At 64.8% G+C, this 19,921-nt stretch carries 11 protein-coding genes and 3 pseudogenes; 4 read left to right on the top strand and 10 right to left on the bottom strand.

What is annotated here, in order from left to right; all coding sequences use genetic code 11:
* Positions 1-14: 14 nt before the first annotated feature.
* The 6 genes from HU763_RS10625 to katG form a co-directional block, all read right to left on the bottom strand.
* Positions 15-2,111, bottom strand: a complete 2,097-nt coding sequence (locus tag HU763_RS10625; RefSeq protein ID WP_186684721.1) for a site-2 protease family protein — start codon at positions 2,109-2,111, stop codon at positions 15-17.
* Entirely contained in the window at positions 2,108-3,427 is a 1,320-nt protein-coding gene (locus tag HU763_RS10620; protein WP_186684720.1) for an efflux RND transporter periplasmic adaptor subunit, read from the bottom strand. The genes HU763_RS10625 and HU763_RS10620 overlap by 4 nt, the downstream gene beginning before the upstream one ends.
* Positions 3,424-4,206 (bottom strand): efflux RND transporter periplasmic adaptor subunit, encoded by a 783-nt coding sequence (locus HU763_RS10615; RefSeq protein WP_186684719.1) that lies wholly within the window; start codon positions 4,204-4,206, stop codon positions 3,424-3,426. Before HU763_RS10615 ends, HU763_RS10620 begins: the two co-directional genes overlap by 4 nt.
* 111 nt (positions 4,207-4,317) lie before the next feature.
* Positions 4,318-6,867 (bottom strand): bifunctional diguanylate cyclase/phosphodiesterase, encoded by a 2,550-nt coding sequence (locus tag HU763_RS10610; protein ID WP_186684718.1) that lies wholly within the window; start codon positions 6,865-6,867, stop codon positions 4,318-4,320.
* Positions 6,868-6,981: 114 nt separating this feature from the next.
* The gene (gene pssA / locus HU763_RS10605; protein ID WP_186684717.1) at positions 6,982-8,310 is read right to left on the bottom strand and encodes a CDP-diacylglycerol--serine O-phosphatidyltransferase; all 1,329 of its coding nucleotides are present in this window, start codon (positions 8,308-8,310) and stop codon (positions 6,982-6,984) included.
* Positions 8,311-8,423: 113 nt separating this feature from the next.
* On the bottom strand, positions 8,424-10,682 hold the full coding sequence (gene katG, locus HU763_RS10600; RefSeq protein WP_186684716.1) for a catalase/peroxidase HPI: 2,259 nt from the start codon (positions 10,680-10,682) through the stop codon (positions 8,424-8,426).
* A gap of 377 nt (positions 10,683-11,059) precedes the next feature.
* On the opposite strand from katG, the gene HU763_RS10595 reads away from it, so the two are divergent.
* Positions 11,060-12,913, top strand: a complete 1,854-nt coding sequence (locus HU763_RS10595) for an ABC transporter ATP-binding protein (protein WP_186684715.1) — start codon at positions 11,060-11,062, stop codon at positions 12,911-12,913.
* 111 nt (positions 12,914-13,024) lie between these two features.
* Here the strand turns inward: HU763_RS10595 and HU763_RS10590 are convergent.
* Positions 13,025-13,102, bottom strand: a pseudogene (locus HU763_RS10590) (IclR family transcriptional regulator); the annotation flags it as partial.
* A gap of 133 nt (positions 13,103-13,235) precedes the next feature.
* On the opposite strand from HU763_RS10590, the pseudogene HU763_RS24900 reads away from it, so the two are divergent.
* A pseudogene (locus HU763_RS24900) lies at positions 13,236-13,469 on the top strand (FAD-binding protein); the annotation flags it as partial.
* On the opposite strand, the pseudogene tssM reads toward HU763_RS24900, so the two are convergent.
* Positions 13,470-15,758 (bottom strand): annotated as a pseudogene (tssM, locus tag HU763_RS10575) (type VI secretion system membrane subunit TssM); the annotation flags it as partial.
* A 103-nt stretch (positions 15,759-15,861) separates the two neighbouring features.
* Between tssM and HU763_RS24690 the strand changes: the two are divergent.
* Both HU763_RS24690 and HU763_RS10565 read left to right on the top strand, forming a co-directional pair.
* Positions 15,862-16,389: a histone-like nucleoid-structuring protein, MvaT/MvaU family gene (locus tag HU763_RS24690; RefSeq protein ID WP_420831054.1), complete on the top strand. Its 528-nt coding sequence runs from the start codon at positions 15,862-15,864 to the stop codon at positions 16,387-16,389.
* A 127-nt stretch (positions 16,390-16,516) separates the two neighbouring features.
* Entirely contained in the window at positions 16,517-17,842 is a 1,326-nt protein-coding gene (locus HU763_RS10565) for an MFS transporter (protein ID WP_186684714.1), read from the top strand.
* A 141-nt stretch (positions 17,843-17,983) separates the two neighbouring features.
* Here HU763_RS10565 and HU763_RS10560 read toward each other — a convergent pair whose 3' ends face one another.
* Both HU763_RS10560 and HU763_RS10555 read right to left on the bottom strand, forming a co-directional pair.
* A complete protein-coding gene (locus tag HU763_RS10560) occupies positions 17,984-18,799 on the bottom strand; it encodes a sugar phosphate isomerase/epimerase family protein (protein ID WP_186684712.1) in 816 nt (271 codons plus the stop codon).
* A 29-nt stretch (positions 18,800-18,828) separates the two neighbouring features.
* A complete protein-coding gene (locus HU763_RS10555) occupies positions 18,829-19,881 on the bottom strand; it encodes a Gfo/Idh/MocA family protein (protein WP_186684710.1) in 1,053 nt (350 codons plus the stop codon).
* Positions 19,882-19,921 lie beyond the last annotated feature (40 nt).

The raw sequence follows: 19,921 nt of genomic DNA, 5'->3' as shown, positions 1-19,921 counted from the left end.
TTCAGCTGAACAGTCTAGAAACCACTCTCACGCACGCCCAGCGCTGCCAACCGGCGCCAGGCTGCCCCCAGCAACGACTCGCGGGCGCCATCGAGCACCACCACTCCACGCAGCGGCTGGACAACGTCGGCGGTTGCTGTCATTGGGCTCAGCCATACACCGTATTGCGCGTGCAGCGGTTCCGCACGCTGTTGGTTGTCGCGGCGCACGGCAATCGGTCCGTGGCGATCAGAGGCCAAGGCTTCCAGTTCCAGGTAAGTCGCCCCGGTGGCATCTACCTGTTCCAGGCGCACTGGCACTGCTGTACGCAATGGGTCATCGGCAATGAAACGGCCTTCGATGCCCGCCGCCACTCGCCACAACTCGGCCTCGGCCAGGTAACCACGCAAACGCACCCCGGGCTCGACGATACGCCCCAGGGCTTGGGCGGTATCCAGCCATTGCCCGGCCGCCAGCCCGGCCGCCAGGTCGCGCACCACCCCGTCGTAAGGGGCGCGCAGCAGCAGTCGTTGACGCTGTGCAGCCAGGCCACGGAACTCCGCCACCGCCTCGGCCAGTTGCTGCTCGAGCACACCCGCGTCGCCGGCGGTGGCACTGCGCCCGGACTGCCGGCGCAGCAACAACTGGAGAATCTGGATTTCACGGCGAACGATCGCCTGGCGCGAATCCAGGTCGGGCGATTCCAGCTCCAGCAGCAATTGGCCCTGGCTGACCTGTTGGCCATCCTGCACCAGCAAACGCTTCACGCGCGCCGCCAGCGGGGCGTGCAAGGCACTCACGCGGGACGCTTCAAGCATTGCCGGCACTTCCACCGCTCCGCGCCACGGCACTACCAGCAGCGCCAGCAGCAGCAACAACCCAAGGCCACTGCGCAAGGCCTTGTGCGGCTGGGCCTGGCCGCGCCGCTGCCACCACTGCTGCAGCTCCTTGCACACTGGCAGGCCGATGAACCACGCCAGTTCGACCAGCATCAGGAAAATGCCCAGCAGCTTGAAAAACAGGTGGTACACCGCCAGGGCGATACCGAAGAACAGCACTGCACGCCACAACCAGGCACCATAACCCCACACCAGCAGGCGCTTTTGCATGCCTTCGGGCCAAGGCTCGGGTTTTGCGTCGCCGTAGCCGAACAGCGCCTCGCGCAGGCGCCAGCGGCACAGGGCGAAGGCGCGTTGCTGCAGGTTCTCGACGCCCCACAGGTCACTGACCAGGAAATAACCGTCGAACCGCATGAACGGGTTGAGGTTGACCAGCAAGGTAGTGATCCAGGTGGCGCTGGCGAGCATGAACGCTGCCGTGCGCAGCGGTCCATCAGGCAGCAGCGACCAGGCCAGCAGGGCCAGCACCGCCAGGACCAGTTCGGCGAAGATGCCCCCGGCATCGATCAGCAGCCGCGAGCGCCGATCATTTACCCGCCAGGCATCACTGACGTCGGTATAGAACATCGGCAGCATCACCATGAAGGCCAACCCCATGCTCTGCACCCGACAGCCGGCCCGCTTGGCCATATAGGCATGGCCGAACTCGTGGCAAAGCTTGGCAAAGGCCAGGGCCAGGCCGAAGACAAGCATGCCGCCCAGGCTGAACAGGTGCGGGAAGGTGGCGATGAAACGCGACCAGTCGCGGGCCATCAGGAATAGGCCGAGTACCAGCAACGCGGGCAGACCAAAGCGCAACAGCCAGCCGGCATGGCGTTCGAGCACTGGCCAAGTGCGATTGAGGAAAGCGTCCGGACGCCACAACGGGATACGGAAGAACAAGTACTGGTGCAGCGCCTTCTTCCAGACGCTCTGCCGGGTGGCCGCGGCTTTGCTGGCGTAGCTTTGACGCTGGTCGGCATCCTGCGCGCTCAGCAGGTCATGTTGAGCAAGGAACCCTCGCAGGGTGTCCAGCTCGTCGGCTTGCAGTCGCGCGCCTGGTTCGGCATTGGCCGCCGCCAGTACCTGCTGCGGATCGCCCAGGCCCCAGTGGTGCAACAAGCGCACCGCGGCTGCGCCGAGCTTGAAATAACGACCGCGCAGCGGGTCGGCCAAGGTCCATTGCGCTGAACCGTCCAGCGCCGGGGCCGCCGGCGACAGTTGCAGGTCGGCTCGCAGGGCGGGCAGCATCACCAGCCCAACCCTTGGCGCACGGCCGCCAGCGGACGGCGCAGCAGGTAATAGGCCAGCGGCGCACGCTCGCCATACAGCTTGGCGGTGCCGCGCAGGCCGATGCGTGGCGGCGCCTCGACGAACGCCGCATCCAACCGGTAGGCCAACTGCCCGGCAGCGGTAGCCTGGGCTTCGTAGGCGGCACGCTCGAGCTGCGCGGGGTGCCGGTGCAATGGATCGCTGTCCAGGAACAGCGCCACCTCGGCCCCCGGTTGCAGGGCAATGGCGTCGCCCACCGGCAACTCCATGCGCAGCTCGGCCTTGACGGGATCGGCCAGTTGCAGCAGGCGCTCGCCGGTCTGCACCGGCTTGCCGGTCCAGCGCTGGGCATCGGCGAACACGGCAATGCCATCCCGCTCGGCGCGCACTTCGCTGCGCGCCAGCAACTGGCGTGCGTAGTCGAGCTCGGCGCGCTTCTGCTCCACCCGTGCAGCCAGCAGGTCGAGGCGCGCACTGGAGTCAGCATCGGAGAATGCGCGCTGAGTGCTGGCTTTGAGCTCGGCCTCGGCAACCCCCAAGGTACGCTCGGCGACATCCGCCTGCGCCTTGAGCGAGGTATCGTCGAAACGCACCAGCAGCTCACCGGCGGTCACCGTCTGGTTGGGTTTGACCCGGAACTCGGCAATCACCCCGTCCAGCGGCGCGGCCACCACCTGGCCACCGCGCGGCACCACCTCGGCGGGCGCCAGCACCGACTGACGTACCGGTATGCACAGCACCACCACGGCCACCGCCAGAAGCGCCAGCAGGCGCCGTCGTGGCCAGCGCAGGCGCCAGGGGCGCGCTGGGCGCAAAGCCTGCCAGGCATGGCCGTAGGTTTCTGCCAGGTGCACCAGCAGGGCCTGCTCGGCAGCGTTGAAAGGGTTATCGCGTGCCAGCCACAAGCCACCGAAGGTTTGTCCCTCACGGCTGTGCAACGGCAGCCAGAAAGCCTGCGCAGCAGACAAAGCCTGCCAGTCGTCGCGCACATGCGCATCGAGTATCGCCGGGTTGACCGCTGCGGCGGCATCAGCAGCACCGGCAGCCTGCAGCTGCCTTGCGGCGCGCTCGACAAAGGCCACGAACGGGGCATTGCTTTCCACCACGCTGATACCGGTCAGTGCCTGGACCTTGCCTTCGATCAACAGCGCGGCGTGGCGAAAACCGAACAGTGCCTGGCCATCGTTGACCATGGCATAGGCCAACTGCTCGCTGCTGGCAGCCTGGCGGGCCTGCCGTTCCAACCCCAGAAACCGGGCGAAGGCATGCTCAGCCATGCCGTTGGCCGCGGCCGTCATGGTTGTTCCGAAAAAATGGCCGTACCACTCATGCCCGCCAACAGCCCTTGGGCGTCTCGCGGCAATTCGCCAATCAGCAGCAGGGTCTGGCTGCCTTCATCGATCCGCGCCCCCACGCGCTTGACCTGTGCCTGCAGCGGTCGACCGGTTTCATCCGGGGTGAACTGGAAGGGTTGGCCGGGCTTGAGGCGTGCGAGCCAGTTCGATGGCACCAGCAGCTGGATCTCCAGCGAGCGGTTGTCCACCACTTCCAGCAGCGGCGCGCCGCTGGGTACGCTTTCGTGTGGCTGGGCACGGCGTTGCACCACACGCCCATCGAACGGAGCGCTGACCACGCAGCGCCTGACCTGAACCTGGTACACCTGCGCTTCGGCCTGGGCTTGGGCCTGCCTGGCTTCAGCCAGGGAGACCTCGTACCGGCCGACCGACTTGAGGGCGGCCAGTTGCCGATTGTGCTCGAGTTCCTCACGTGAGGCGCGTACCGCCGCCTGGGCAGCGTTGAGCTGGGCCTGGTAAGCAGCACAATCGAAGCGCGCCAGGGTACTGCCCTTGGTGAAATCTTCGCCCTCTGCAAAGGGCATCTCGACGATGCGCCCGGCCAGTTCACTGGCCAGCACTGCGTGATCGCGGGCGCGCAGCACGCCACGGGCGTTTTGCCCAGTGCCTGCATCGCTGCGCGCTGGCGTGTCCAGCAATGGGTCGCCTGGTGCTTCACTGGCAACCGCCAATGGCAACTGCAACACAGCCAAGGCCAGGGCCAGGCGGATGGCAGGACGCATGGTGCACACTCCTTGTGAACTCGGTGGCCGGAGTGTACGACAAAGATGATGGCACGGATATATCACCGTATCCGGCGCCGACCTGCAGCCCAAGTCAAGCGAGCGCAGCCATCAGGCTCCATCAGGGTCTACCCCCTCGCCAGCAGTCATCAGCTGCATCAGCGCCCGGTTTTCCACCGGCCGACTAAGCAGGTAACCCTGCACCTCATGGCACTGGTCGTCACAAAGCAAGGCCAGCTGTTCTGCGGTCTCAACGCCCTCGGCGGTGACGGTCATGCCCATCGCGTTGCCCAAGTTGATGATAGCTTGCACCACGCTGCGATCACTGCTGCTGGTGCCCAACGACTGGACGAAGCGCTTGTCGATCTTGATGCTGTCGAACGGGTAGGTGCGCAAATAGCCCAGGGAAGAGTAGCCCGTGCCGAAGTCATCCATGTTCAGACGTACCCCCAGCTCCTTCAATGCATTCATGGTCTGCAGAGCACCTTCCACGTCATTGAGCATGACGTTCTCGGTAATCTCCAGCTCCAGGCGATGGGCAGGCAGGCCCGTGTGCCGGAGCGCTTCAGCCACGTCCCGCACCACGTCGCTGCGGCTGAACTGCGCTGGCGACATGTTGACCGAGACCAGGATGTCCAGCGGCCAGCCACGCGCCAGCGTGCAAGCCTCCTGGAGCACCCAGTTGCCCAGTTGCACGATCAGGTCGGACTCCTCGGCCAGGGCAATGAAGCGGTCTGGCCGCAGCAAGCCGAGCCGTGGGTGTTGCCAGCGCACCAGCGCCTCGGCTGACGCCACCGTCACCCCGTCCACCTTGTAGCGCGGCTGGAAATGCAAGCGCAGTTCACCTCGGGCGATGCCCTCGCGCAGTTCACGCTCCAGCTCGCGCTTTTCCAGCAATGCTGAGTTCAACTGTGCCGAGAAGTAGCGCCAGGTATGCTTGCCGGCCTGTTTTGCGCTGTACAAGGCGACATCGGCATAACGGATCAGGTCGCTGGGCGAACCAGAGTACTCTGCGGACAACACCACCCCGAGGCTGACCCCAACCTGTACCTTGTGTTGTTCGAGGGTGATCGGGCGCTTGAGGTTTTCGATGACCCGCGCGCAGAAGCGGTCCATTTCATCATGTTTGCCTGGCCGGGCCAGGACGATGACGAACTCGTCACCGCCCAGGCGTGCCACCAGGTCGGTGTCGCGGGTCACCTGCCCTAGCCGACGCGCCACTTCAATCAGCACGGCGTCCCCGGCCGGGTGGCCGAGGCTGTCATTGATCGGCTTGAAATTGTCCAGGTCGAGCATCAGCAAGGCCAGCTCACCTACCCCGGCATCCTCGAGAAAGCGGAACAGTTTGTTGCGATTGGGCAGGCCGGTGAGCGCATCGTGTAACGACAGGTGCTGGACCTGCGCATGGGCAGCTACTTCGTCGGTGATGTCCGTGCAGGTACCGCGGAAACCCTGGCAAACCTTGTGTTCGATAATGGCCTTGGCGGCAACCCGGCACTCTCGCCGTTGCTCGTGAAGATCGCGGTACTGGCAACGCAGGCTGCCCGTCGACTCGCTGCCCGCCAGGCCGTGCAGCCAGGTCTCGACCTGCCCGGTAGCGCAGTCGAACAGATCGCTGATGGGGCGTTGCAGCCAGCGCTCCAGGGGGTGCCCGGTCAGTTCGGTGAAACGCGGTGAGAGATAGGTCAGGTTCTGCTGCGCATCGGTTTCCCAGATCCAGTCCGAGGCGGCTTCGGCCACCGCCTTGAAGCGCGCTTCACTGGCTTGCAGGGCGGCTTTCGAGGTGGCCAGCGCGTAGTGGCTGCGGTCCATGCTGGTACTGGCGCGCATGGCGTAGCGAGCGCACAGGGCCATGACCAGGGCGATGATCAGTAATGCCAGGGCCAGGGGCAACAATACCGTCTCGAGCAGGTCGGTCCCGGGCTGTTCGATCTGCCAGGTCAGCGCGTAGCCGCTGTCCTCCAGCGGCAAACGCCCCTGGTCTGCCTGCAGCTGAGGCGCGGCCACGACGGCAAAGCCTGACAGCCCCGCAGAGCGGCCCAGTTGCCCGAGCACCTTCGGCTTGAGTAACCGCACGAAGACCAGTACTGCGCCAGCATTCGGCAGGGAGGGCCGCGCCGACGGCGGGCGGATGACTGCTGCGGTGAACAGCGCCGGTTGGCCGTTGAACACCAGGTAGCCGGAGGCAGCCTGGTCCTCCTGCGTCATCGCCTGCCGAGCCCGTTGCAGAACCTGGGCGCGGCTGCCGCTGTAGTCTTCGAAGCCCTGTTCGCTGAGGCGCCCTTCAAGCATCGCGTAGGGGGTGCCGTCATCATCCAGGACGAACACGCCTTCATAGCCGTCGGTGCTGTAGAGCGTCTCGCCCAGGTTATCCTCGTCGTAGGCCCAGTGCCGGTCCACACGGCCCGCCAGGTGCTCGTAGGCGGCCTGCCACACGGCATACGAAACCAGGTAGTTGCGTTCGCTCTTGTGCAATTGAGTGAGTGCCGACTCGGCGTGAAAACGGCTCTGTGTTCGCTCGCGCGCGTCAAGGGACTCGGCGATGCGGTACAAGGAAACCAGGCCCAGTAGCAATATCAGCAACAGCAGGCTGGAAAAGACCAGCGTCAACTGCCGAACCACCTGACTGCGTGACGAATTACTGCCGAAGGTTGCATCCATTCAGTGGGCGCCTTTTGCCGGACTCCAGAGAATGGACTGCCAGCGATTGGCACCGATCGATCCGGCCGACGACCGGGCGACCAACCCCTGCAGCCCTGCAGACTCGAACGAACCTCAAAGTACCCGTTTGATCAACGGCTCCAACCGGCTAAAGCGTAGCCGACGCAGCAACTTGCGTACTTCCTTCGGGTGCTCGGCCTTGACGCCCAGCGCCTGCGCCGGGTCGATCCGCGGCGCATGCCGACGCAGTTCGCCCAACTCGGCCTCCCGAGGCGCCTGCCATTGGCCTTGCGGGTCATCGATCAGCAGACCGTTCTCCAGGTCCAGGTTGAAACCGCGTGGGTTCAGGTTATTACCGGTCAGCATCGAATAGCGTTGGTCGACCCACACCCCCTTGGCATGGAAGGTATGCCCGGGATCATTCCAGATGCGCACCTGCAACTGGCCACTGGCAATCGCGGCCTGCCGGCGCCGGGCAAATGTCCGCAGGTTGTCTTCATACAGGTACGGCAAGGCACCACTGGCACTGAACGGTTCGCCAGGTGCGATATAGAAGTCGTTGGCCGTACGGTCGCCGACAATCAGTTCCACCCGCACGCCCCGCTCCAGCGCAGCATCGAGCTCACGCATCAATACCCGTGGCGGGTTGAAATACGGCGTGCTGATGATGACCTGGGTACGCGCCGCCGCCAGCAAGGCGCACAACGCCCGGTTCAGCGGGTTGCCACGGCCTACGCCGAGCAGCGGAATGACCCGCAGGCCTTGCCCCGCCCCGTCGGCCGGCGCCTCGTACTTCATGCGCCGCAGGCGCGCACGCAAGCGCCGGATATCACCGCGCAGGCTGCGGGTGGCAGGCGGCGCCGGCAGGTCCAGGCGTGGCGTGGCGGTGTGGTGCAGCAGGCGCCGGACCAGGTCGACCATGGCATCGGCCAGCGCTGGCGCGTGGAACAGGTGGTAACGGTCCAGGCGGTAGCGGTCGAAGCGGTGCAGGTAGACGTTGTTCAGGCTGGCGCCGGTGTAGATCACGCAGTCGTCGATGATGCTGCCCTTCAGGTGCAGCACCCCGAACAGCTCGCGGGTCTGCACCGGCACGCCATGGATCACGATATCCAGCCCGTGCTGCTGGCGCTGGGCCTGATACCAGGCGGCGTTACCCGGCTGGCGGCCGGCCCCCAGCAGGCCGCGCCGGGCGCGGAACCAGTCGACCACGATGATGATCTCCAGGCCCGGCCGTGCAGCCTTGGCCTGGTACAACGCATCCAGCACTTCCTGGCCAGCCTCGTCCTGCTGCAGGTACAGCGCGACGATGACGATGCGTCGGGTCGCGGTGCGGATCTGCTCGAGCAGGCAGGCGCGGTAAGCCTTGGCATCGGGCAGTACCTGGATCGACTCGGGCGTCATGGCGTAGCCTGGCAAGCCTGCCAGCAGGGTTTCGGGGGTCACTGACGATCACCTTCTCTGTGCAATCACTGTCGCGTATCAGCTTGCACAGGAACATCAGAATGGTCCAGCCCCGACGCGGTAGAGGGCGCCAGGCGCCCCCCACCGCAACGCCGTTACTGCAAGTCGAAGCGGTCCAGTTCCATGACCTTCTCCCAGGCGGCCACGAAGTCCCTGACGAACTTGTCGGCGCCATCACTGCTGCCATACACCTCGCTCAACGCCCGCAACTGGGCATGCGAGCCAAACACCAGATCGACCCGGCTGGCGCTCCATTTCACTTGCCCGGTCTTGCGGTCACGGCCTTCGAACGCCTCGTTGTCGGCCGAGGTCGGCTTCCATTCCACGCTCATGTCGAGCAGGTTGCGGAAGAAATCGTTGCTCAGGGTGCCAACCTTGTCGGTGAATACGCCCTGCTGGTTGCCGCCATGGTTGGCACCGAGCACGCGCAGGCCGCCGATCAGCACGGTCAGTTCAGGGGCCGTGAGGGTCAGCAGTTGGGCCTTGTCCAGCAACAGTTTTTCGGCCTTGACGCTGTAGCGGGCCTTGGTGAAGTTACGGAAGCCATCGGCCAGCGGCTCCAGCACCGCGAACGACTCGACGTCGGTCTGCGCCTGCGAGGCATCGGCACGCCCCGGGCGGAAGGCCACACTGACGTCGTGCCCGGCATCCCTGGCAGCCTTTTCCACTGCGGCAGCGCCGGCGAGGACGATCAGGTCGGCCAGGGAGATTTTCTTGCCACCGGCATTGAACTCGGCCTGGATTTTCTCCAGCGCCGCCAGCACCTTGCCGGTGCCCTGGTTCGCCGGCCAGTCCTTCTGCGGTGCCAGGCGCAGGCGACCACCGTTGGCCCCGCCACGCTTGTCCGAACCGCGGAAGGTCGATGCCGCCGCCCACGCGGTGGCCACCAGCTCGCCAACGCTCAGGCCCGCCGCCAGCACCTTGGCCTTCAGCGCAGCAATGTCCTGCTCGCCCACCAGCGGGTGGTCGACTTTGGGAATCGGGTCTTGCCACAGCAGCTCTTCGTTGGGCATTTCCGGGCCCAGGTAGCGTGCCAGCGGCCCCATGTCACGGTGGATCAGCTTGTACCAGGCGCGGGCGAACGCGTCCGCCAGCTGGTCGGGGTTGTCCTTGAAGCGACGGGCGATCGGCTCGTAGATCGGGTCGAAGCGCAGCGCCAGGTCGGAGGTGAGCATGGACGGCGCGTGGCGCTTGGCCGGGTCGTGGGCATCGGGCACGGTGCCTGCCCCTTTGCCGTCTTTTGGCCGCCACTGGTGCGCGCCTGCCGGGCTCTTGGTCAGCTCCCAGTCGAAGTTGAACAGGTTGTTGAGGTATTCGTTGCTCCACTGGGTGGGGGTCGAAGTCCAGGTGACTTCCAGGCCGCTGGTGATGGTATCGCCACCCTTGCCGCTGCCGAACTTGTTGGCCCAGCCCAACCCCTGCAGTTCCAGGCCTGCTGCCTCCGGCTCGGGGCCGACGTTGTCGGCAGGGCCGGCACCGTGGGTCTTGCCGAAGGCGTGGCCGCCGGCAATCAGGGCCACAGTTTCTTCATCGTTCATGGCCATGCGACCGAAGGTTTCGCGGATATCGCGGCCCGAAGCCACCGGGTCGGGGTTACCGTCCGGGCCTTCCGGGTTCACATAGATCAGGCCCATCTGCACCGCGGCCAACGGGTTTTCCAGGTTGCGTTCGCCACTCAGCGCGCGGCTTTGCTCCTCTGGGTGCTTCGCTGGTTCGGCGACCAGGTCACCCTGGCCCGGCGGTTGGGCCTTGACCTGTTCCTTGCCATAACGAAGGTCGCCCCCCAGCCAGACCTTTTCCGCCCCCCAGTACACATCTTCATCCGGCTCCCACACATCGGCGCGGCCGCCGGAAAAGCCGAAGGTCTTGAAGCCCATGGACTCGAGGGCGACGTTGCCGGTGAGCACGATCAGGTCGGCCCAGGAGATCTTGTTGCCGTATTTCTGCTTGATCGGCCACAGCAGGCGCCGGGCCTTGTCCAGGCTGACGTTGTCCGGCCAGCTGTTGAGTGGGGCGAAGCGCTGCTGGCCCGAACCTGCACCACCCCGGCCATCGCCGATGCGGTAGGTGCCCGCACTGTGCCAGGCCATGCGGATGAACAGCGGCCCATAATGGCCGAAGTCGGCGGGCCACCAGTCCTGGGAGTCGGTCATCAAGGCGGTCAGGTCTTTTTTCAGGGCCTGGAAGTCGAGGCTCTTGAACGCCTTGGCGTAATCGAAACCCGGGTCCATCGGGTCGGACTTGGAGGAATGCTGGTGGAGAATTCTCAGGTTGAGCTGGTCAGGCCACCAGTCACGGTTGCTGGTGCCGCCACCTGCGGTTTGATGGAACGGGCATTTCGATGCGTTCGACATCTGCGTGTACCTTCGGGTCGTTTATCCAGATTTCCGGTCTGTGCCAGGTGTTCTTTCAGCCGGGCGCGTGCGCCCGTGCTACCCCTCATCAGGTCTGTACGAGGGCCTGCGAAACTGCCACGGCAAGCGCCGGCGGTCTTGCACGCAAGTGCTGACACAGCGCCCGCTCGCGCAATTGGCGAAGCCAGAGAAAAGACTAGCCGAGCCTGGGCAGAGATCTAATAGAGTGACTGTTAGGGGCTGATAGGCTGGCTCTGTCAGCTTGCAGGTTCGCCGGCTCCGGGCCACAAGGAGCCGCCCTGGCAACTCGAACCCACGGAGCGCTGCGTGTTCTGTATGGTTAGCGGCCAGGGCAAAGCTGATTTCCGGAGACAAGCATGCTGCGTATTTTTGAACGATGGCTCGACCCCTTCCCCCCCGACGAGGTACCACCGCCACCGGTGGGCCTGCTGCGCTTCATGTGGGCCTGCACCCGCGGCGCGCGCGGCTACATTCTGGCACTGGCCTTGCTCAGCGCCGCGGTGTCAGTCTACGAAGCCTGGCTGTTCGCCTTCCTCGGCCAGGTGGTCGACCTGCTTGCGGCCTGGCAGGCCGGTGATGCCGCAAGCCCCCAGGAAAGCCACGTACTGTGGGGGATCGGCATCGTCCTGGTGACCAGCGTCGGGCTGGTGGCACTGCGCACGATGGTCCAGCACCAGGTCCTGGCGATCAATTTGCCGTTGCGCCTGCGCTGGGATTTCCACCGGCTGATGCTGCGCCAGAGCCTGTCGTTCTTTTCCGACGAGTTCTCCGGCCGGGTCACCACCAAGGTGATGCAGACGGCGCTGGCGGTGCGTGAAGTGCTGTTTACCGTCATCGAGATCCTGCCCGGCATCGGCGTGTATTTCATCGCGATCATCGCCCTGGCCGGTGGCTTTGCCCTGAAGCTGATGTTGCCGTTCATTGCCTGGGTGCTGCTGTTCGGGCTGGCCATGCTGTATTTCGTACCGCGCCTGGGTAAGGTCGGGGAGGAACAGGCCCATGCGCGATCGTCGATGACCGGGCGGGTGTCGGACGCCTACACCAACATCACCACGGTCAAGCTGTTCTCGCATTCGAAACGGGAATCGCACTTCGCGCGCGCCGCCATGGAGGATTTCAAGCACACCGGCTTTCGCCAGATGCGCCTGGTCAGCCAGTTCGAGATCGTCAACCAGGCACTGGTGGTGGGGCTGATCCTCGGCGCAGGCGGCTATGCCCTGTGGCTGTGGCACCAGGGCCAGGTCGGCACCGGCGCGGTGGCGGCGATCACCGCCATGGCCTTGCGCATCAACGGCATGTCGCACTGGATCATGTGGCAGATGACCTCGCTGTTCGAGAACATCGGCACCGTGCAGGACGGCATGGCCACCCTGACCCGCGGCCCCAAGGTGCAGGACGCGCCGGATGCCGGCGAACTGGTGACCCGCGGCGGCGCGGTGACCTTCGACAAGGTCAGCTTCAACTACAACGGCGAGCGCCAGGTACTGAACGACCTGAGCCTGCACATCCAGCCTGGCGAGAAGGTCGGGCTGGTCGGCCGCTCGGGTGCCGGCAAATCCACGCTGATCAACCTGCTGCTGCGCTTCTACGACGTGGACAGTGGCGAAATCCGCATCGACGGGCAGAACATCGCCCGGGTCACCCAGGACAGCCTGCGCAGCGCCATCGGCATGGTCACCCAGGACACCTCGCTGCTGCACCGCTCGATTCGCGACAACATCGCCTATGGCCGCCCCGATGCGAGCGAGGCGCAGATCCGCGCCGCCGCAGTCAACGCACAGGCCGATGGTTTCATCAGCCAGCTCAGCGACCGCCAGGGCCACAGCGGTTACGACACCCTGGTGGGCGAGCGCGGCATCAAGCTGTCCGGCGGCCAGCGCCAGCGCATCGCCATTGCCCGGGTGATGCTGAAGAACGCGCCGATCCTGTTGCTGGACGAAGCCACCAGCGCGCTGGATTCGGAAGTCGAAGTGGCCATCCAGGAAAGCCTGGATGAAATGATGCAGGGCAAGACCGTCATCGCCATCGCCCACCGGTTGTCGACCATTGCCGCCATGGACCGGCTGATCGTCATGGATGAAGGGCGCATCATCGAGCAAGGTACCCATGCGCAGTTGCTGGCGAAAAACGGGACGTATGCACGCTTGTGGCAGCACCAGAGCGGCGGCTTCCTGGGTGAGGACCAAGGCGTGGCCGAGGCGGTGGAATAGGCGCAAGGCAGGTGGCGCGGTGGATGGCACCCTATGCTGGATCCGCAGCCTAACCAAACACCTGCGAAGGCCGGCGCAGCACCGGGACGAACGGGTTGATCCGCTCGCCTCTAACGCCACACGGCCGCCGATATCCCCGGTGAAGGTACGAATCGGGTATGGCCCTTCACTGCGGTCCAGGCAGAATGCGCACGGCCAGCAACGACCAGCCGGAGCTGGCGCAGAAGCTTGCAGAATTCCTGCTCAGCCCCAAGCGCAGGCGCCGGCCCTGGAGCTGGATGACCAGATCCCGTCCAACCCCAACACGCCGACCAAGCTGGTCCCGGGCAGCCTGGGCACCTTTGCCGGGCTGCGTACAGACGCCTCGGCCCGCGCGTTGGACCACGCGGCCCAGCCGGTACTCGGGCTGTATGCGGTGGGTAATGACATGGGCAGCGTGACGGGCGGGTACTACCCGAGTGGCGGCATCACGCTCGGGCCGGGCATGACCTTTGGCTACCTGGCTGGTAGAGCCTTGAGCGGCTTGCAGGCGCAAGACGAACGGGTCGGCTCCTGATCATAAAGCCTGCCCATCCGGCCCTCCCGCCTGCGCTACGTTCACTGGCTGCTGTAGCAGACCTCGTGGTAACTGGAAGCCTTTGAATGGTTGCTGGGTAATGGGATTGAAGGCTTTTTCCGCGTTCAGCCGATAGCGCATCACCCCATCACCGGTCCGGAAGCTGAGATCCACGCTGGTGGCAGTGCGCCCATTGAGCGAGCCGCGGCTGAGCAGGCGGAACAGCGACCACGGGCCGTGGTAACCCAGGCTACTGCTGTTGCCGTTTTGCCTGAGCAAGGTCAGGTTGCTGCGCACCTGCTGCCCCAGGGTATTGGGCCAGACGATACCGGTGATTTGACTCGGACCGTGGGTGTAGGCGATCAACTGACCGTCCAGGTCCAGCAGGCTCGTACGCTGGTTGGCGCTCAGCCCCAATGGCTCGATGCTGAACTGCACGCTCAGGTTTCCGCGTTGATCGAAGAACGTTTCGCGGATGCGATTCGCCAGCGCCAGCTGTTCGAGCACATCGCTGCGGATCAGCGACTGCTGCTGCCCGGCTCGCAGGGCTTCGAGGTTGTCATCGAGGAACAGCTTCAGGTACTGGTCATGGAATTGCTGCAGCCGCCCCTTTGGCCCGAAGAACGCTTCGAAATCCTCCAGGGAAGCGTCAGGTGCCCTCACCACGAAGGGGTATCGCCCTGCCAATCGCTGCTGGAAGAAACTGTAGACGTCAGCATCCCAGCGGCGCTCCAGCTCAAGCAATGCTTGAATGTTCAGCACCTGCGCAGTCTGCTCCGCGACCTTTCCGAGTTGGTGGTTGAGCGGCTCCGGCAGGCCTGTCGCCAGCCGCTGCAAGGTGCCGATCGGGTCGTGCCCGGTCATCGAAAAGCGCTGACGCACAGCCTGCAGAGCCGCCTTGCCCCGGTCGGGACTGTCCTGTACCGCCTTGGCGTAGGCGTGAACCGCGGTCAGCGCGGCAAGGGTTTCCTCATAGCCGCTCGGCTTGTCGCCTGTCGCCTGCAACATGCCGCTGAGCCCGGCGAATGCGCGCTGGATGGCCAAGGTCTGCTGCTGTTCAGCGGCGCGGCCAGCTGGCTGCAGAACAGCTGTCTCGCCTGGCACCTCCTCGCCTGCTGGCGACCACAGCGTGGTGTTGTCCTTCACTGTATCCAGCAGTCGCTGCAGCGGTGCCGCAGGCCCGGTCATTTGCTCGAGAACTGCGACTGCATGCTCCAGATCACGGAAGTCCACCAGCGAAAACGCGGCCAGCGCCCGCCGCCAGCTATCAATGTAATCGCTGCTGTACAGGCTGCGTACGCGAGCAACAAGCGCGTCCCGATCGGCATCGGAATAATCGAGTTGGCCGCGCTCGCCCAGCGCCCACTGGTCGATCATCGCCATTTCGACGAACCGCTGGCCGAGCGGTGCAACGTACGCCTGGAAACCTTTGGCGGTGAGCATCGGCGCAATCACGAAGCCAGCATCATCGCGCATGGAAGCGGAAGCCGGCCGATAGACCACATCGAAGGCTGGCCCGACCTGGTAACGCAGGTCCAGGCCCTGGTGCAGCTGTTCCTCAGCGCGCTGCTTGAGGCCCGCATAGATTCGCTCCGGCAGGGGCAATTTGCGCAGGGCCTGCTGTACTTCGGCAACGCGTTGCTGGTACTGGGGCAGGTCGGCGTCGGCATAAGCCAAGGCGTATTGCAGGTGTCGCATGAGCTCGCGCTGCAGTTGCCCCTGGCCCGGGAAGGCTTGCTGCCACCGCTGGGCCATCCACTCCTCGACCCATTCGGGGCGGCGGTTCTGGCGATCCTCAAGCATTCGGTAAACCCTGAGCGCGGCCATCTGCTGCTCACTGCCAGGGGGCGCGGCGCTCATCGCGTCGACTACACCACTGGCCAATGCCGGCAGGAAGCGCCTGCCGAGCAGGCTCAGATAGGCCTCATCGACCCGAGGCCCGATCGCGCGCCCCTGATAGAGGCCCGCATCGGCTACACCTGGCCATGCAGTGCGATAGTCGCCGAACACCGCCACTGCATCGCGGATCTGGTCCAGCGGCTCCAGCAGGTTGCGCCCGGTCGGGTCAAGATGCTGGTCCAGTTGCCGGTGGCTGTACTCCTCGCTCTTGGCGAGTACGCTGGCAGCCTTGGCAGCATTGCTATCGAAGTAACGCTGCCAGCTGGCGACAACGATACAGAACGCCAGCATGCCTACTGCGGAACCCACGCGGAACAACTGGCGCTTGCTGCGAGCCACCCTGGCGTTGTCGCCAGCGAGACCGACCTCGCGGTAGATGACGCGCCTGAAACCGGACGATTGCAATCGAACTGACCACTACCGTACGGGTGAAACCCAACTTCCTCGGCTTGCTGACATCCAGCGTCGGCGGTGGTTTGAACGCCGGGATGCTGTGGTTCAACGTGTTATCGCCGAATTCCGTGCACTCGAACACCTGCTCGCCGCCAAGAAGTCCGAACTCTCTTTCATAAAAATCGATCCGCACCTCAAGCGCGAATTCGAGTTCGAAGGCAAACTCCGCGACCTGCTCGCCGAATACCAATTCGGCTTATCGGATATATTGGCAATCAGAGGGATCGAGGACGAAGATAGCAAACATTCATGGTCGCCCCCTTTACCACTCCGCCGCTTCAGGGCACGGCAAAGCAAGTACTACAGAAACCCGTACACCGGTGAGATGGTAGAAGCGAAGAGCACGTTAAACAAAACACTGCAATTGTGGATGCAACAGTACGGCCGCGAGGAGGTGAAACGCTGGGCAACTGTGTGGTACCGCCACCCTGGCGCCAACCCATGCTCTGCCCTGCCGATACTTTTCCGACCTGCGGTGCCGAGTAACGACGGCCCCGTCTCCTTCGGCATGGTCCGAACCACCGCCTCGCCCACAGACCACCGCAACCGTTCGGTAACCGAACACTAGCCTCTCCCTTGAATTGACGCTGCCGCCTTCACTGCCCACCATGCATCGGCCTTGCATGTCCCCTGCCTGGGACTGGCGACCTACCCGTAGCACCGCAGCTGAATACAATTTCAAGAACGAGCAGTTTATGAACCACTCCAGGACCACTCCCGCCGCCCCTCGGACGCCCCAGGGTTCGATCGGCGACAAGCTTCGCGGCGCCTTCGCCGTCGGCAAGACCCGCTGGGGCATGCTTGCCCTGGTATTCTTCGCCACCACCCTGAACTACATCGACCGTGCCGCGCTGGGCATCATGCAGCCAATCCTGGCCAAGGAAATGAGCTGGACGGCGATGGACTACGCCAACATCAACTTCTGGTTCCAGGTCGGCTACGCCATCGGTTTCCTGCTGCAGGGCCGGCTGATCGACAGGGTCGGGGTCAAACGCGCGTTCTTCTTCGCCGTGCTGCTATGGAGCCTGGCCACCGGCGCCCATGGCCTGGCCACGTCGGCCGCCGGTTTCATGGTCTGCCGCTTCATCCTCGGCCTGACCGAGGCAGCCAACTACCCGGCCTGTGTGAAGACCGTGCGCCTGTGGTTCCCGGCGGGGGAGCGCGCCATCGCCACCGGCCTGTTCAATGCCGGTACCAACGTCGGCGCCATGGTCACCCCGGCCCTGCTGCCGCTGATCCTGGCGGTGTGGGGCTGGCAGGCCGCGTTCATCGCCATGGGTAGCCTGGGCCTGGTGTGGGTGGTGCTGTGGGTGCTGAAGTACTACAACCCGGAAGACCATCCCCGCGTGCGCCAGAGCGAGGTGGAATACATCCAGCAGGGCGATACCGCCGAGCCAAACCGCGTGCCGTTCAGCCGCATTCTGCGCCTGCGTGGCACCTGGGCCTTCGCGGTGGCCTATGCGATTACCGCGCCGGTGTTCTGGTTCTATCTGTACTGGTTGCCACCGTTCCTCAACCAACAGTACAGCCTGGGTATCAACGTGACCCAGATGGGTATCCCGCTGATCATCATCTGGCTGACAGCGGACTTCGGCAGCATCGGCGGCGGCGTCCTGTCGTCCTGGCTGATCGGGCGCGGCATGCGCGCCACCACGGCGCGCCTGGTGTCGATGCTGATCTTCGCCTGCACCATGCTCAGCGTTACCTTCGCCGCCAATGCCAGTGGCCTGTGGGTCGCGGTGGTCGCCATCTCGCTGGCAGTGGGCGCGCACCAGGCGTGGACGGCCAATATCTGGAGCCTGGTGATGGACTACACACCCCGGCACCTGGTGAGTACGGTGTTCGGCTTTGGCAGCATGTGCGCGGCGATTGGCGGCATGTTCATGACCCAGATCGTCGGCAGCGTACTGACCGCCACAAACAACAACTATGCGGTGTTGTTCACCCTGATTCCGGCCATGTACTTCCTGGCGCTGGTGTGGATGTACTTCATGGCGCCGCGCAAGGTCGAGCACGCCTAGGCGCGCTGCCACTTACCTCTACGGGGCCCCTTGCGGGCCTTTTTTTGTTCAGGCCGCAATGGGCAATGCCTGCACCGGCCCCGCCGTCGCCAAGCCGGCTCCTGCCGCACAGCAGCTGGCTTGCCGGCGAACAGGTTTCGGTCAGACCTTGGCCAGCACCGCCATGGCTTTCTCCAGTGCCATGCGCGCACGCTGTTCCCCACTGATGCCCTGCGCCAGCAGCTGCCGCGTGGGAATTTCCAGGCTCAGCGGTACGTTCGGCGGCAAGGCGCGCAGCAGGCCGACCAGGTCGGCATCGCCTTCGCCGGGGAAACGCCGCTCATTGCGTGCCTGGCGCAGGATTTCGTCCATGTCGGCCGGCACCGGGCCAGCGACGTCGCACAACTGGGCGTAGCGCATGCGCTGCGGCGCCAGCTGCACCAGGTCGTGCAACGAACAGCTGGAGCGGTTGAAGTGGAACGCATCCACCAGCACGCAGCCGTTGCCGCGGTCGGCATTGGCTACCACCCGCATGGCCTGGCGCAAGTCACGTACATCGGTCCAGGGCATGAACTCCAGGTGCGGATGAATACCGTAGTCCGCCGCCAGGTCGCACAGCGCGGCGAAACGCTCGGTCAGGCGTGCCTCGTCCGCATCGTTGCCAGCCACCAGAAGTTCTGTGCCACCCAGTTCGGCGCCCACGGCCAGAATCGGCTCGAAACTGGCCACACTGGTGTCCGCCTTCAGGCGCAGGATTTCCAGGTCGAGCACCTTGATACCCGTGTCGCGCAGACGCGCCTGGGTCTTGCGGCGCAGGTCACCATCGGCCACCAGCGGAAAATGCTGCTCCTGCTCGGTGGCAGGCACCAGGCGCAGGCCAACATGGCTGTAGCCGGCGCGGGCTGCGGCTTCAACCATGGCGGGTGGGGACAGTTCGAGAACGGTCAGCGCCGCCAGGGAGAACATTCGATCAGTCATCAGTTGTCACCAGTCGATGAAGGGCGCATTCAGGCGACCTGTTCGGGCGCACAGGCCCGGCCGCTGTACGCTGCCTTGCGAATCGCTTCGATCAAGGCCAAGGTGCGGCCACCGTCGGCCGCGTCGATCAGCGGCGCCTGCTCGCCCCGGGCAACCCGCACGAAGTGCTGCAACTGCAGGGTCAGTGCTTCGCCTGCGGGAATGGTTTCCTCGCTGTGCAGCAATGGCGTGTGCCAGCCCGCGCCTGCCTCAGCGTAGTGCCAGCGCTTGAGCTGGGGAATGCTCAGCGCGCCCCGGGTGCCGGCGAGCAAGTAGCATGGCTGGCCCTCCTGACGCGGGTACACCGGGCTTTCGCCAGAATCCAGTTCCCAGCTCCAGGGCGCGGCTACCGCGTCGGAGCCGGTCAGGCTGCCCAACGCCCCATTGGCGAACTGCAGCAACACCGCTGCGCTGTCTTCGTTGGCATACCCGCGCACATCGTTGCGGGTGAAGGCCTGTACCTGCTCCACCTCGCCGCACAGGTAGCGCAGCAGGTCCAGATCATGGATCAGGTTGGTCAGCAGGAAACCGGCACCCGGCTCGCGGCGCCATGGGGTGTCGAAGTAGCTGTCGGGCTTTTGCAATTGCCACAGCGCGGTAACGTTGATCAAGCGGCCCAGCTTGCCGTCGGTAATTACCTGGCGAGCCTGGTTGATCAGCGGGTTGTGCCGACGGTGATGGCCGACCAGTACCGGCACATTGCGCCGACGCGAGGCCTCGACCAGCGCGCGTACTTCATCCAGGTGCACACCCACCGGTTTTTCCACCAGCACGGGGATGCCGGCCTCGATGCAGTCCAGCGCAGTGGCGACGTGCAGGTTGTTCGGGTTGGCGACGATCACGGCCTCGGGACGCGCGCTCTCCAGCATGCGCCGATGGTCGGCAAAACATGGCACGCCGCATTCGGCGGCAAAGGTCTCGGCCTGCGAGCCCGGATCGGCCACGGCACACAGGCGGGCTTGCGGCACAGTGAACAGATGCCGGTAATGCTGCCGGCCCATGATGCCAGCGCCGATCAAGGCGATACGAAGGGGTGCGTTCAACAGCCTGTCCTCTTGTGATTGTTGTATTGAGGATTCCGGA

The sequence above is a fragment of the Pseudomonas anuradhapurensis genome (genome assembly GCF_014269225.2).
Lineage (GTDB): Bacteria > Pseudomonadota > Gammaproteobacteria > Pseudomonadales > Pseudomonadaceae > Aquipseudomonas > Aquipseudomonas anuradhapurensis.
The sequence above is the reverse complement of the archived record's forward strand: the minus strand, read 5'-3'. Positions and strand labels throughout refer to the sequence as shown.

Excerpts from the sequence above, each read along its gene's own strand:
- HU763_RS10615 (WP_186684719.1), bottom strand. The coding sequence starts at position 4,206 with ATGCGTCCTGCCATCCGCCTGGCCCTGGCCTTGGCTGTGTTGCAGTTG.
- katG (WP_186684716.1), bottom strand. The coding sequence starts at position 10,682 with ATGTCGAACGCATCGAAATGCCCGTTCCATCAAACCGCAGGTGGCGGC.
- HU763_RS10560 (WP_186684712.1), bottom strand. The coding sequence starts at position 18,799 with ATGACTGATCGAATGTTCTCCCTGGCGGCGCTGACCGTTCTCGAACTG.
- HU763_RS10620 (WP_186684720.1), bottom strand. The coding sequence starts at position 3,427 with ATGACGGCCGCGGCCAACGGCATGGCTGAGCATGCCTTCGCCCGGTTT.
- HU763_RS10565 (WP_186684714.1), top strand. The coding sequence starts at position 16,517 with ATGAACCACTCCAGGACCACTCCCGCCGCCCCTCGGACGCCCCAGGGT.
- HU763_RS10595 (WP_186684715.1), top strand. The coding sequence starts at position 11,060 with ATGCTGCGTATTTTTGAACGATGGCTCGACCCCTTCCCCCCCGACGAG.
- HU763_RS10610 (WP_186684718.1), bottom strand. The coding sequence starts at position 6,867 with ATGGATGCAACCTTCGGCAGTAATTCGTCACGCAGTCAGGTGGTTCGG.